The organism is Acidimicrobiia bacterium, assembly GCA_040902765.1.
Taxonomy (GTDB): Bacteria; Actinomycetota; Acidimicrobiia; order Spongiisociales; family UBA11373; genus DATKBG01.
This window is the reverse complement of sequence record JBBDWO010000026.1, coordinates 21,502-34,984: the sequence shown is the minus strand read 5'-3', so window position 1 is coordinate 34,984 and position 13,483 is coordinate 21,502. Positions and strand designations below refer to the sequence as shown.

At 67.5% G+C, this 13,483-nt stretch carries 12 protein-coding genes; 3 read left to right on the top strand and 9 right to left on the bottom strand.

What is annotated here, in order from left to right; translation table 11 throughout:
- Positions 1 to 4 precede the first annotated feature (4 nt).
- From WEA29_07200 to coxB, 6 genes are all read right to left on the bottom strand, one after another.
- Positions 5 to 316, bottom strand: a complete 312-nt coding sequence (locus tag WEA29_07200) for a hypothetical protein (GenBank protein ID MEX2323542.1) — start codon at positions 314 to 316, stop codon at positions 5 to 7.
- Positions 313 to 1,149 carry a cytochrome c oxidase assembly protein gene (locus WEA29_07195; protein ID MEX2323541.1) on the bottom strand — a complete coding sequence of 279 codons (837 nt, stop codon included), beginning with the start codon at positions 1,147 to 1,149 and terminating at the stop codon, positions 313 to 315. The genes WEA29_07200 and WEA29_07195 overlap by 4 nt, the downstream gene beginning before the upstream one ends.
- 87 nt (positions 1,150 to 1,236) lie before the next feature.
- A complete protein-coding gene (locus tag WEA29_07190) occupies positions 1,237 to 1,539 on the bottom strand; it encodes a cytochrome C oxidase subunit IV family protein (protein MEX2323540.1) in 303 nt (100 codons plus the stop codon).
- A gap of 3 nt (positions 1,540 to 1,542) precedes the next feature.
- Complete coding sequence (locus WEA29_07185) at positions 1,543 to 2,142, bottom strand: heme-copper oxidase subunit III (protein MEX2323539.1); 600 nt, start codon at positions 2,140 to 2,142, stop codon at positions 1,543 to 1,545.
- Positions 2,139 to 4,133 (bottom strand): cytochrome c oxidase subunit I, encoded by a 1,995-nt coding sequence (gene ctaD, locus WEA29_07180; protein MEX2323538.1) that lies wholly within the window; start codon positions 4,131 to 4,133, stop codon positions 2,139 to 2,141. The genes WEA29_07185 and ctaD overlap by 4 nt, the downstream gene beginning before the upstream one ends.
- Entirely contained in the window at positions 4,130 to 5,215 is a 1,086-nt protein-coding gene (gene coxB / locus WEA29_07175; protein MEX2323537.1) for a cytochrome c oxidase subunit II, read from the bottom strand. The genes ctaD and coxB overlap by 4 nt, the downstream gene beginning before the upstream one ends.
- A gap of 197 nt (positions 5,216 to 5,412) precedes the next feature.
- Here coxB and WEA29_07170 point away from each other — a divergent pair, with 197 nt between their 5' ends.
- From WEA29_07170 to hflX, 3 genes are all read left to right on the top strand, one after another.
- Positions 5,413 to 6,243 carry a hypothetical protein gene (locus WEA29_07170; GenBank protein MEX2323536.1) on the top strand — a complete coding sequence of 277 codons (831 nt, stop codon included), beginning with the start codon at positions 5,413 to 5,415 and terminating at the stop codon, positions 6,241 to 6,243.
- A 156-nt stretch (positions 6,244 to 6,399) separates the two neighbouring features.
- The gene (locus WEA29_07165; GenBank protein MEX2323535.1) at positions 6,400 to 8,187 is read left to right on the top strand and encodes an ABC transporter ATP-binding protein; all 1,788 of its coding nucleotides are present in this window, start codon (positions 6,400 to 6,402) and stop codon (positions 8,185 to 8,187) included.
- A 123-nt stretch (positions 8,188 to 8,310) separates the two neighbouring features.
- A complete protein-coding gene (hflX, locus tag WEA29_07160) occupies positions 8,311 to 9,618 on the top strand; it encodes a GTPase HflX (protein MEX2323534.1) in 1,308 nt (435 codons plus the stop codon).
- A gap of 133 nt (positions 9,619 to 9,751) precedes the next feature.
- Here the strand turns inward: hflX and WEA29_07155 are convergent, their stop codons facing one another.
- The 3 genes from WEA29_07155 to WEA29_07145 form a co-directional block, all read right to left on the bottom strand.
- The gene (locus WEA29_07155) at positions 9,752 to 11,350 is read right to left on the bottom strand and encodes an acyl-CoA dehydrogenase family protein (GenBank protein MEX2323533.1); all 1,599 of its coding nucleotides are present in this window, start codon (positions 11,348 to 11,350) and stop codon (positions 9,752 to 9,754) included.
- Positions 11,351 to 11,540: 190 nt separating this feature from the next.
- Positions 11,541 to 12,257 carry a hypothetical protein gene (locus WEA29_07150; protein ID MEX2323532.1) on the bottom strand — a complete coding sequence of 239 codons (717 nt, stop codon included), beginning with the start codon at positions 12,255 to 12,257 and terminating at the stop codon, positions 11,541 to 11,543.
- 88 nt (positions 12,258 to 12,345) lie between these two features.
- A complete protein-coding gene (locus tag WEA29_07145; GenBank protein ID MEX2323531.1) occupies positions 12,346 to 13,410 on the bottom strand; it encodes an alpha-hydroxy acid oxidase in 1,065 nt (354 codons plus the stop codon).
- Positions 13,411 to 13,483: the final 73 nt, after the last annotated feature.

The following is a 13,483-nucleotide window of genomic DNA, read 5'->3' as shown; positions in this document are numbered from 1 at the left end:
CTACCTACCCATCCTCCAGCAGGATCGCGACGTTGATGCCGTCCTCCACGCGGTAGGTGACCCGCACGGGGAAGCCGTCACGCAGGTGCTCCCACAGGTGTCCGAGTGGAGCACCGATCTCCCCCTCCTCGTCGAGGAACCCTTTGAGATCGGGGCCAGGCACGAAACGCTGGCGACCTTCGGGGGACTGCACCTCGAACGCGGTCACGGTTTGGAGGTCGCCGTCCACGGAAACCACGGTGCCGACCACGCGCTGATCCCCACCGGTGCATCCCGCCAGCACCAACGCCAGGGTGAGTGCGGCCAGGCGTCTCACGGCGCCACCGCCCGACCGGTACGAAGCCGACTCGCCCGCTCCTCGTCGGCGGCCCACGTGAAGAAGATCACCGCGATGGCGGACCACAAGATCGCCCCGCCGCCGACCTTCATGATGAGGCCACCGACGGTCTGATCCGTCACCACGTCCACCCCCCACAGCTTCGGAAGTTGGGTGTAGACCCGGTAGACGGCGTCGTCGGCGAACGTCAGGAACGATGCCGGGATGGTCGGCACCAGGGACTGCAGGAACAGGTACCCCATGGCCGAGAAGGGCCGCAGTTTCGGGATCTCGGGTAGCGGCCCGACCACCGGCCACCACATGAGTAGCGCCGTCATGACGAGCCCCAGGTGGATGCTGAAGTGGGCGAGCTCGCTGGTGACCACCGCAGTCACCACCCCGGGGATGTGAGTGATGGCGATCATGAGGTTGAACAGGATGAAGGCAACGACCGGCTTGGTCAGCCCCCTCACCACCGGCATGAAGGGACGCAACAGCAGCCGCATCAACCAGGCCGGAGTCCCCTTGAGCAGGGCGGGCGAGAAGACGAGAGTGAGCACCAGGTGCTCCACCATGTGCACCGAGTACAGGCTCCCCTCCCCGATGTCGTGGATGGGCGTCGCCTGGACCAGGGCGAACGAAACGACGGCCACGATGAACCAGGCGACCTGGCGTCGCGATGCCGGCGGCTCACCGGGCTCGGCGTACCGCAGCGCCAGCCTCCGCATGGCGTACCAGTAACCCCCCACGAGAGCAACGATGATGCCGATGACCTCGGGATGGACGTGCCACGGGAAAGCTTCCATCCCGACCGCTTCGGCAGCAAAGAGCATGGGGGGAGGTTAGGCAGCTACCAGCTACCAGCTACCCGCTGCGTCGACGGGCAACCGGCAACCGGCGACCGGAGATTGAGCGGGAGCTCAATCTCCGATGAGCACCCCGAAGGTGAAGAGCACGGCACCGAAGAGGACGGGCGCCGCCACGAGGCCAATGAGGAACAGATTCTTCATGAGCCGTTCTTCATAGCGCAGGTGCATGTACCAACCGACGACGATGAAGAACTTGGCAGCACCCATGGTGAGCAGCAGCGGGGCGACCACCGCGTCCAGCCCGGGCAGGTATGTCGCCCAGATCTCAGCGGCAGTGATCACGGCGAGGACGACGGCGATCTTCCAGTAGTCCTTCGGGGTGGGATGCGGGCGGTGGTGGGTTGCTTCAGCCATGGCTCACACCTGCAGCAGGTAGACGACGGTGAAGATGACGATCCAGACGATGTCGACGAAGTGCCAGTACAGACCCACCGCTTCGACGTTCATCCCCTCGTTGGGGCGCATCCTGCCGGCGTAGGAGATACCGGCGGTGCCCAACAGCATGATCACGCCGATGGCGACGTGGGCGCCGTGGAAGCTGGTGAGGACGAAGAAGGCGGTGCCGAACGGGCTGGTGGTGACGGTCAGGCCGTTGTGAACGAACTCGGTGAACTCGAACACCTGCCCGGCGATGAACACGGTGCCAAGCAGAGCGGTCGCCACCAGCCAGATGCGGGACCGGCGCCAGTCGGACCGCTCCGCCGAGTGGTGGGCGAGCACCATCGTCAACGAGCTCATCAGCAGGATGAACGACGACGCCGAGGTGAAGGGGATGTCGAAGATCTCGGCGGCGGTGGGACCGTCGCCGGTCCTGGTCCGAAACAGCAGGAACGTAGAGATGAGGGTGCCGAAGAACAGGCACTCCGACCCGAGGAACACCCACATGGCGACCTTGCGGGTCCGCACCGGATCGGGATGCCCGTCGTGGTGCTCGGCGACGGCAGCGTCAGCGCTCACGACTCACCCCCATCACCCTCATCGCCATCGTCAGTGTTCTCGGCGTCTTCTTCATCAGTCTGCTCGTCGCCCTCGTCGCCCTTGTCGTCCTCGGTGCCCTCGGCGTCCTCACCATCATCCGCATCCGGGCTCGCTGGTGACTGGGAACCGGCAACCGGCAACTCCTCCTTCGTGAGCGGCTCCAACGACCAGCCGAACAGGCCCCACAGGGTGACGCCGACGCCGGCGCCTGACAGGACCAACCCGAGCGGCGGGTACACCAGGCCGAGCATGATCAGGAACAGGCCGAACGCCGCCAGCGCCGGGTAGTACGACGGTGATGGCAGGTGGATGTCGGTGGTCGGCTCGGCCTCGGGATCGGGTGGGTTCGAGCGAGCCACGGCGTGGCCCTCGTCGTTCTCGGTGTACTTGGCGTGCCACCAGGCGTCCTCGGTCTCCACATGCGGGATCTCGGCGAAGTTGTACGCCGGTGTCGGCGACGGCGTCGCCCATTCGAGGGTGCGGCCATCCCAGGGGTCGGCACCGGCGATCTCGCCCCGGGTGCGGGTGCGAATGGCGTTCCACAGGAAGATGGCGACGGAGAAAGCGATCAGGAACGCACCGACCGTGGCCATCAGGTTCCAGAACTCGAAGCCGAGCCCACGCGGGTAGGTGTAGGTGCGGCGGGGCATGCCGTTGAGCCCTAGAACGTGCATGGGGCCGAAGGTCATGTTGAACCCGATGAACATCACCCAGAAGTTCCACTTGCCGAGGCGTTCGTCGAGCAGGCGGCCGGTGATCTTGGGCCACCAGTAGTAGAGCCCGGCGAACAGGCCCAACACGGCGCCGCCGAAGAGCACGTAGTGGAAGTGGGCGACCACGTAGTAGGTGTCGTGCTGCTGGGTGTCGGCGGGGACGACCGAGTGGGTGACGCCGGAGAGCCCGCCGATGACGAACATGGCGATGAACCCAAGCGCGAACAGCATCGGGGTGGCGAATCGGATCGACCCACCCCAGATCGTCCCCAGCCAGTTGAAGATCTTCACCCCGGTTGGCACCGCGATGAACATGGTGGTGATGGCGAAGGTGGCCTCGGCGACCGGCCCCAGCCCGGCGGTGAACATGTGGTGAGCCCACACGCCAAAGCCCATGAAGCCGATGGCGATGCCCGAGAAGATCACGAACGCCCGGCCGAACAGCGGCTTGCGGCTGAACGTCGGCAGCACCTCGGAGACGATGCCCATGGCGGGCAGGATGAGCACGTAGACCTCGGGGTGGCCGAACAGCCAGAACAGGTGCTGCCACAGGATCGGGTCGCCACCGCCGAAGGCGTCGAAGAACAGCGTCCCCAGGTTGCGGTCCAGATACACCTGGAAGAGGCCGACCGCCACGATCGGCAGCGAGAACAGCAGCAGGAACGCCACCACGAACGCCATCCAGGCGAACACCGGCATCTGCATGAGGCTCATACCAGGCGCCCGCATCACGAACACCGTGGTGATGAAGTTGATCGACGCCATGACGGAGGCCACGCCCAGGATTTGGAGACCGAGAGCCCAGTAGTCCATCCGGACCGTCTCGGTGACCTGCTGGGCGAGCGGGGCGTACCCGGTCCACCCGCCATCGGGGGCGCCGCCGAGGAAGAACGACATGGTGAGGAACAGCCCGCCGAAGAAGAAGATCCAGTACGACAGGGCGTTGAGCCGGGGGAAGGCGACGTCACGGGCCCCGATGAGGATCGGCAAGAAGTAGTTGGTGAACGCCGCCGCCGCCGGCATCAGCACCAGGAACACCATCGTGGTGGCGTGCATGGTGAACAGTTGGTTGTATGCATCCGCCGACACCACCGCTCCATCGGGGACGGCGAGCTGGAGCCGGATGATGAGCGCCTCGACCCCACCGACGATGAAAAACGTCATCGCCGAGCCGCCGTACAGGATGCCGATCCTCTTGTGGTCGGTGGTGGTCACCCACGCCCACAGTCCCCTGGCCTCGTGCGTGGTGGCGCTCACTCCAACCCCTCCAGGAAGGCGATGAGTTCGTCGATCTGTTGCTCGGTGAGACCCAACGATGGCATCCCCAGGATCCGACCGGACGACACGTCGTTGCGCTCGGGGGTCATCGGCTTGAGCGACGACGGGTTCCGCAGCCATTGCCGCAGGTGCTCACGGGTGTTGCTGATGGAGGCGCCTCCAAACGACGTCCTCGAGGCGAAGTGGGTCAGGTTCGGCGCCAGCTCAGCCACCACCTCTGTGCCATCGATGGCGTGACAGGAGGCGCACACGATCTTGAAGGTCTCCCAACCGGCCAGCGCCGGGCCCTCGGTGGGCAGGTCCGCCGGCTGTGCCTGCGCGGCCGCCCAGGCCTCGAAGTCGGCCTCGGTGTGGGCGAACACCCGCTGTCGCATGTCGGCGTGGGCGAGCCCGCAGAACTCGGCGCACTGCCCCAGGTACACACCCGGTTCATCTGCCTCGATGCGCAGGTACGACATGCGCCCCGGCACCACGTCGCGCTTCCCGTTGAGGGTCGGGACCCAGAAGGAGTGGATCACGTCGGCAGAAGTCATGGTGAGCCACACCGGGCGACCCGCCGGGATGTGCATCTCGCCGGCAGTGGTGAGTCCGTACTCCGGGTAATGAAACTCCCACCACCACTGATGGCCGGTCACCTCGATGTGGAGGACGTTCTCCTCCTCACCGGGCGGTGACCGCATCTCGAAGATGGTCGACACGGTCGGGACCGCGATCACGGCCAGGATCATCGCCGGCACCAGCGTCCAGCCGATCTCCAACTTGGTGTTGCCGTGCAGCTGCTTGATCGGCCGTCGCTCGCCCTTCCGCTCACGGAATCGGAACAAGGCGAACAGCAGCGCCCCTTGGACGAGCACGAACACGCCGACGGCGATCCAAAAGACCAGCTGCCACAGGCCGTCGATCCGGCGTGCCTCGGGACCGGCGGGCTCGAGCGAATTCTGCGGCATCGAGATGTCGACGACCTCATGGAGTTCGGTCCGATCCGGACCAGAACAGGATGCCAACAACGACACGCCGACGAGCAGCACGAGGAGCACCAACAGTCGGCGGCGGCGTGTCACGGGGCCGGATGGTAACCGAACCGTTGCAGGCCTTCGCAGACCGCGAGTGAGCTGATAGCGAGTGGCGCGTGGGCACACTCTCCTCCCCCGAAGGGGGAGGAGACGGAGGGGGAGGGCGAGCGCGTCGCGAGGCCTCCGTAGCGTTTACCTCGTCCCCTCGCCCCTCGCCCCTCTGGATCCTGCCTACCCTCGCGCCCATGCCCCGCCGTGTCGCAACCTTCGTTCTCGCGTTCGCCATTACTGCCGCGGCGTGTGGTGGGGATGGCGATGAGTCCAATGCGTTCCCAGCGGGAGCTTTCGCTCTCTCTGCGTCGAGTGACCTCGCCGTCGGCACCGAACGGCTCCTCGTCGCCGTTGTCGCCCAGGATGGGGCGCGGCTTTCGTCGCCTGACATCCCGGTGACCGTCCGGGTCCGTCCCGAGGGCGGTGAAGCGACCGAGCCCCTGCCAGCGACGTTCATGTGGGCCATCCCCGATCACTCCGGCCTGTACCGGGCCACCGTCGACTTCCCGACGGCCGGGACCTGGTTCATCGAGGTGATCCCGGAGGGGGGCGGAACCCTCCCCGAGTTCCCGGTCACGGTCCTCCCCGAGCCGATCACCGTCGGCCTCGGCCAGCCCGCCCCGGAGTCGGACACCCCCACCGCCGCCGACTCCGAGCTCGCGGCCATCACCACCGACGACGACCCCGACCCGCGTTTCTACGAGTTGAGCGTGGCCGAGGCGGTGACCAGTGGCCGACCGAGCGTCATCGTCTTTTCCACGCCGCGGTTCTGCACCACCGGCGTATGCGGCCCGACCCTCGACGACCTCAAGGCGATGGCGCCGTCGTACCCGGAGGTGAACTTCGTCCACGTCGAGGTGTTCACCAACCTCGACGACCCCGACAACCTGGCGGTGGTTCCGGCGGTCCACGAGTGGGGGCTGCCGACCGAGCCGTGGGTGTTCGTCGTCGACGCCGCCGGAATCGTCATCGGCCGCTTCGAAGGTGTGATCAGCTCCGAGGAGATAGCCGAACTGCTCGGGTAGACGGTCAACGACGCTCGACGCTGGCGACGCTTAACGCTCAACGCTCAACGCAAGAACGCTGACCTCTGGCGTTGAGCGTTAAGCGTTGAGCGTCAGACCTCAGACCGCAAACCTCAGCGCCAAGCGTGGAGCTTCACGTGCCTACGCTCCTCTCCCGTGACCCAACCCGATCGCCCCCGTCCCCTCGGCCGCCTGTGGCGGTACGCCACCAAGCATCGCGGCCAGGTGGTCCGTGCCTCGACCTGGTCGGTTCTCAACAAGGCGTTCGACATCGCCCCGCCGATGCTGATCGGTGCCGCCGTCGACATCGTGGTCCGCCGGGAGAACTCGGTACTCGGGTCCTACGGCTTCGTCACGCCGCGGTCGCAGATCGTCGCCCTGGCGATCATCACCTTCGTCATCTGGGCGCTGGAATCCCTGTTCGAGTACCTGCAAGGGGTCACCTGGCGCAACCTGGCCCAGACCGTGCAGCACGGGATGCGAGTCGACGCCTACGGCCACATCCTCCACCTGGAGCTCCGCTACTTCGAGGACCGCGCCACCGGCGACCTGATGGCGGTGCTCAACGACGACGTCAACCAGCTGGAGCGCTTCCTGGACCGCGGCGCCAACGAGCTGCTCCAGGTGCTGACCACCGTGGTGCTCATCGGGGTCGTCTTCTTCTACCTGGCGCCCGGGATCGCCTGGCTCGCCTTTCTCCCCATCCCGGCGATCCTGTGGGGGTCGTTCAAGTTCCAACGGCGGCTGGAACCCCGCTACGCCGCGGTGCGCGAACGCGCCGCTGCGGTCAACGCCGAGCTGTCCAATCACCTGGGCGGGATCGCCACCATCAAGGCGTTCACCGCCGAGGACGACTCAGTGGAGCGCATCACCGCCGCCAGCCAGGAGTACCGAATGGCCAACCGGAGCGCCATCCGCCTGTCCAGCGCCTTCTCGCCGCTGATCCGGGTGGTGGTGCTCACCGGCTTCACCGCCACCCTCATCTGGGGTGGCTTCCGGGCGCTCGACGGGGGCCTCGAGGTCGGCGCCTACAGCGTCATGGTGTTTCTCACCCAGCGGCTGCTGTGGCCGCTGACCCGGCTCGGTGAGACCTTCGACCTGTACCAGCGGGCGATGGCGTCCACCAACCGCATCCTCGACGTGTTGGACACCACCACCTCGATCCCCGATGGGACCACATCGCTGCCGCGGGACTCGGTCGTAGGGGCCATCCGCTTCGACCACGTCACCTTCGCCTACCAGGCCGGCACGACCCCCGCCCTGGTGGATCTCGACCTGGACATCGAGGCCGGCAGGACCACGGCCTTCGTCGGCGCCACCGGTGCTGGCAAGACGACGGTGGTAAAGCTGCTGATGCGCTTCTACGACCCGTCGCAGGGATCGATCACCATCGACGGCCACGACCTGCGGACCCTGAGGATGCGCGACCTGCGGCGGGCGATGGGCCTGGTCAGCCAGGACGTGTTCCTTTTCCATGGCACCGTCGCCGAGAACATCGCCTACGGCAACCCGGGCGCCACGCTCGACCAGATCCGTCACGCCGCCGAGATCGCCGAGGCCCACGACTTCATCACCCGCCTCCCCAACGGCTACGACACCATCGTCGGAGAGCGAGGTCAGAAGCTCTCGGGTGGCCAGCGCCAGCGGGTCTCGATCGCCCGGGCGGTGATGGTCGACCCGCCGGTGCTGGTGCTCGACGAGGCCACCTCGTCGGTGGACAACGAGACCGAGGCCGCCATCCAGCGGTCGCTCAACCGCCTCGCCGAGGATCGCACCACCGTGGTCATCGCCCACCGCCTGAGCACCATCCGCCACGCCGACCGCATCTACGTCCTCGACGAGGGCCGGGTGGTCCAGGTAGGCACCCACGACGAACTGATCACCGGGTCCGGCATCTACAAGACCCTGTGGGATGTGCAGACGGGTGAGGCAGTAGGCGCGTAGCGCCGCAATTCGCCATTCGCTATTCGCAATTCGCGGGCCTGGCGAACCGCGAATCGCGAATTGCGAATCGCCGCCCATGAACCGCCCGCGTCAACCCCCAGAACGGCCCCTATCCTTCCCCAGATGTCCGACCGCCATGCCGGGCGCGACCGGCAACGGCTCACTGCTTCAGTAACCGACCTCGGGGTCGTGCGTCAGCGCGCCCTGGCGGTGGCACTGGCCGACGACGCTCGCAGTCCGATCGAGGTCGACGCCTCGCTCGACGAGCTCGAGCGCCTGGTCGACACCGCCGGGTCCGACGTGGTCGACACCGCCGTGCAGCGGCGGGCCAAGCCAGACCCCGCCACCTACATCGGCCGGGGCAAGGCCGAGGAGCTCGCCGGAGTGTGCCAGGCGCTCGACCTGGACCTGGTGGTGGTCGACGGCGAGCTGACCCCGGTCCAGCAGCGCAACCTGCAGAAGATCCTCGGCGTCGACGTCGTCGACCGGGTGGCCCTGATCCTCGACATCTTCGCCCTGCACGCCACCAGCCGGGCCGGCATGGCCCAGGTGGAACTGGCCATGAACCGGTACCGCCTCCCCCGACTGCGGGGCAAGGGCGTGGAGATGAGCCGCCTCGGCGCCGGCATCGGCACCCGCGGCCCCGGCGAGACCAAGCTGGAGAGCGACCGCCGGCGGGTGCTCAAGCGGATCTCTCAGCTCGAAGACGAGCTGGAGCACCTGGTCAAGGTGCGGGCGACACAGCGCAAGTCGCGGGTGCTGGCCGGGGTCCCGTCGATCGCCCTCGTCGGGTACACCAACGCCGGCAAGTCGAGCCTGCTCAACCGGCTCACCGGCTCCGACGTGCTCGTCGAAGACCGCCTGTTCTCCACCCTCGACGCCACGGTCCGCAAGCTGGCCCTGCCCACGGGTCGTGAGGCGGTGCTGTCCGACACCGTCGGGTTCGTCCGCAACCTGCCCCACACCCTGGTCGAGGCGTTCCGGTCGACCCTCGAGGAGGCGGTCGACACCGACCTCCTCATCCATGTCGCCGACGCCGCCGCCGACGACCCGGTGCGCCAGATCGCCGCCGTCCGCGACACCCTCGCCGAGATCGGCGCCGGGTTCGTCTCCGAGCTGCTGGTGCTCAACAAGGTCGACATCGCTGCGCCCGTGACGGTGCGGCGGCTCTCGAAGCTGGAGCCGGGTGCGATCGCCGTGTCGGCGGTGACCGGCCACGGAATCCCACGCCTGCTGGATGCGGTCGACGCTGAGCTGTCCGCCAACGCCACCGACATGGAGGTCCTGGTGCCGTTCGACCGCGGCGACGTGGTCGACCTGATCCACCGGGTCGGCGAGATCCTCTCCGAGGTTCACGACCCCGACGGCACCCGGATCAAGGCGCGCATCCCAGCCCGCCACGCCGAGAGCCTCTCCGCCTTCGTGGCGTGACGCCGGCGACCCCCAGGGCCGACACCGTCGACCTGACCGCCTAGGGGGGTGCGCGAATAGGTCGCTGGCTTCATTAGGTTTCGGCTTGCCACAAGCCGAAACCTGATCCCGGGGCGAGCCTATTCGCGCACCCCTAGGTCGGCAGCGCCCGGTCCAGCAACAGGTCGGTCGGGGCGTCGGTAGCGGCGGCGCCGTAAGCCAGGCCCGGTTCGGAGACTCGCGCCGCGATGAAGGCATCGCCGATTCCCGCGGGCGCGTGCCGGAGCAGCAGTGAGGCCTGAAGCAGGATGGCGACGCGCTCCACGAACCGCCGCGCTGTCGACTCGTCCACGCCGACGAGGTCGTCGCGTGCCCGGGCGGCCGCGACATCGAACGCTGCGTTGGTACCGGTGGCAGCGTCGACCTCGGCAAAAAACGCCTCCACCGCCTCCGGAGCCGATCGCATCACCCGCAGCACATCGAGGCAGATGACGTTGCCCGACCCCTCCCAGATGCCGTTGACCGGCGACTGACGGAACAGCCTCGGCATCCCCGACTCCTCCACGTAGCCGGCCCCGCCCAGCACCTCCAGCGCCTCGGCGGCGTGGCCGGGCGTCCGCTTGGTCAGCCAGTACTTGACCACCGGGGTGAGCATCCGTGCCAGCAGGTGATCGCCGCGGTCGAGCGCATCGGCGAGGCACATCGCCGCCGCCGTTGCCGCTTCCGACTCGAGGGCGAGGTCGGCGAGCACCCGGCGCATGAGAGGCTGCTCCACCAGGTCCTTGCCGAAAGCGCCGCGGTAGCGGGAATGGTGGACCGCTTCGACGATCCCGTGACGCATCTGGGCGGCGGCACCGAGCGCACAGTCCAGACGGGTCCGATTGACCATCTCGACGATGGTCTTGACCCCGGCGCCCTCATCGCCGACCCGCCAGCCGACCACGCCGTCCATCTCGATCTCCGAGGAGGCGTTGGATCGGTCGCCGAGCTTGTCCTTGAGGCGCATGACCCGGATCGGGTTACGGGTGCCGTCGGGCAGCCACCGCGGCATCAGGAAACAGGTGAGCCCGCCGGGCGCCTGCGCCAGGGTAAGGAATAAGTCGGACATGGGTGCCGAGCAGAACCACTTGTGGCCGGTGATGGCATATGAGCCGTCGCCGTTGGGGACCGCCGTCGTCGTGTTGGTCCGCACGTCGGAACCGCCCTGCTTCTCGGTCATCGCCATCCCGGCGATGGCGCCGGTCTTGTCTGCGGCAGGCCCGTCGGTCCGGTCGTAGTCGAGACCGACCAGTCGCGGTTCCCACTCGGCGGCCAGCTCGGGGGCGTGGCGCAAGGCGGGAACCACCGCGTGGGTCATCGAGATCGGACACGAATGGCCGTAGTCCACCGGCGTCCACACGATGAACTTGGCCGCTCGGGCCACGTGGGACCCCCGCTGCGGGTCCACCCAAGGTGCCGCGTGCAGGCCGTGGCCAACGGCAGTGCGCATCAACTCGTGATAGGCGGGGTGGTACTCCACCCGATCGATCCGGTGCCCGTACCGGTCATGGGTGTGTAGCACCGGCCGGTTCGCCTCGGCCATACGCCCCCACTCGGCAGCCTCTGGCGACGCCGACACCACACCGAGCCGGCTCAGATCGTCGTCGGCCCAGCCCGCGCCGTACCGGTCGACCGCATCTCGCAGCGGCCTATTGGCCTGGTAGGCGTTGCCGACATCCAGCGGCGGGGGTTGGTTGGTGACGGTGTGGGTCATCGGGACGCTATTCGCCATTCGCTATTCGCCATTCGCAAGAGGGGCAGGCGTGTCGCGAGGCCCACGTGGCGATCGCCCTCCCCCCTCCCCGCCTGCGGCGGTACTCCCCCCTTCGGGGGAGAGACTTCTGGCGCATACTCGCTACTCGCTACTCGCTACTCGCTACTCGCTACTCGCTACTCGCTACTCGCTACTTCTCTGCCGCTCGCTCCAGGATGGGGTCGAAGTAGCGCTTGAGCTCGGCTTCCAACTGCTCCAGCGAGTCGACGACGTACAGGTTCTCGTGCTGCTCGTACATCACCTTGTCGTGGCCGACGACGTTCTCGATGGTGAAGTCGTCGTACTTCAACTTGCCGGTGGCGGCCTTGGTGAACTCGTCACCGCCCGACATGAGGCCGGTGCCGAACACCTTGAGCACACCGTCCTCCCGCTTCATCCCGAACTCGGTGGAGTACCAGGCGAGCCGCTTGATGTTCTCCTTCTCCTCGTCCGTCTTCGCCGCCAGGTAGGCGGGGGCAAACATCTCCTGGAGCCGCGCGTAACGCGGCAGCATGAAGAACGGCAGGTGCCCGAAGATGTCGTGGAACATGTCGGGCTCCGGCGTCCAGTCGAGTTCCTCCCACGACCGCATGTAGTTGGTGATCAGGAACTCGTGGCGGTCGAAGTACCGGTACCACTCGTCCGAGTCGGTGTAGCGGGTATCGGTGCGTACCACCGTCCAACCGCTCGCCGGCGGGATCCTTGAGTTGAGGAACTCCAGCGTCGGGATCGTCTCGGCCGGCAGCTGGAGTAGATCGAAACCCTCCAGGTACTCCGAAGCGGCGTGCTCACGGATCTTGGGCACCTGCCGCTTGTACAGCTCGGCCCAGGTCTTGTGCTGAACCGGCGAAAAGTCGATGTCCTCCATGTCGGTCACACCTCCGTGCTGTGTGTCGTCCGCGGGGCGAAAGCGCCGTACCGCGGCTCCCGAGTACCAAAGGTACCGCAGTCTGAGATCAGGTGTCGCCCCGAGCGGCGATCAACGACCCATCGATCTCGTCGACGCTGCGACATCCGCACAGCGCCATCGCCCGTTCGAACTCGGCGATCAACTCCTTCATCACGGCGGCGGCACCGTCGGAACCCCCGGTAGCCAGGCCCCACAGGAACGGCCGACCCACCAATGCGGCCGAGGCGCCCATACCGATCGCCTTGAGCACGTCGTAGCCGCCGCGGATCCCCCCGTCGACGAGGACCGGCACCCGCCCGGCGACGGCGTCGACGATGGCGGGGAGGGCGTCGGCGGTGGCGATGGCACCGTCCAACTGGCGTCCACCGTGATTGCTGACCACGACACCGGCGGCACCGGCGGCGACACACCGCTCGGCGTCGTCGGCGCGCAGCACTCCTTTTACCAGCACCGGAAGGCCGGTGACTTCGGCGACCCAGCCGATGTCGTCGGGAACCAGACCGGCGGCGAAGGCGGCGTTGGCGTGCTCGGCGAGCGCCGAACCGCCAGCCGACTCCAGGCCGATCTCGAGGTTGGCCATGGTGATCCCCTCGGGGAACTCGAACTGGTTGATCTCATCACGGCGTCGCCGACCCAGCACCGGCAGGTCCACGGTGAGCACCACCGCCCCATACCAGCTGGCGGAAACCCGCTTCAGCAGGTCGGCGGTGAAGTCGCGGTCGCGTTGCACGTAGAGCTGGAACCACCGGGTGCCGTCCGGAGCGGCTGCGGCGACATCCTCCACGGTCGCCGTCGCCATCGTCGACACCACCATGACCGTGCCGGTGGCCGCCGCGGCTCTGGCCATCCCGACTTCGCCGTCAGCGTGAGCGAGGCGCTGGGCAGCCATCGGGGCGATGAGGATCGGCGCCGCCATCGGGGTCCCGAGCACCGTGGTCTCGGTGGACAGTTGCGACACATCGCGCAGCACTCTGGGCAGCAGCCGGACCCGCTGCCAGGCAGCCCGGTTGTCATGGACGGTGATCTCGTCGTCGGCACCGCTGGCGTAGTAGTCGTACGCCATCGGGTCCAGCACCTCGCGAGCCCGGGCCTCCAGCGCGTCGACGTCCATAGGCGAAGGTTAGGGGCGAGGGGCGAGGGGCGAGGGGCGAGGGGCGAGGGGCGAGGGGCGAGGGGCGAGGGAC

What these genes read in the sequence shown, in the direction of transcription:
- WEA29_07170 (MEX2323536.1), top strand. Translation starts at nt 5,413, where the DNA reads ATGCCCCGCCGTGTCGCAACCTTCGTTCTCGCGTTCGCCATTACTGCC.
- WEA29_07155 (MEX2323533.1), bottom strand. Translation starts at nt 11,350, where the DNA reads ATGACCCACACCGTCACCAACCAACCCCCGCCGCTGGATGTCGGCAAC.
- WEA29_07190 (MEX2323540.1), bottom strand. Translation starts at nt 1,539, where the DNA reads ATGGCTGAAGCAACCCACCACCGCCCGCATCCCACCCCGAAGGACTAC.
- hflX (MEX2323534.1), top strand. Translation starts at nt 8,311, where the DNA reads ATGTCCGACCGCCATGCCGGGCGCGACCGGCAACGGCTCACTGCTTCA.
- WEA29_07145 (MEX2323531.1), bottom strand. Translation starts at nt 13,410, where the DNA reads ATGGACGTCGACGCGCTGGAGGCCCGGGCTCGCGAGGTGCTGGACCCG.
- WEA29_07150 (MEX2323532.1), bottom strand. Translation starts at nt 12,257, where the DNA reads ATGGAGGACATCGACTTTTCGCCGGTTCAGCACAAGACCTGGGCCGAG.
- WEA29_07195 (MEX2323541.1), bottom strand. Translation starts at nt 1,149, where the DNA reads ATGCTCTTTGCTGCCGAAGCGGTCGGGATGGAAGCTTTCCCGTGGCAC.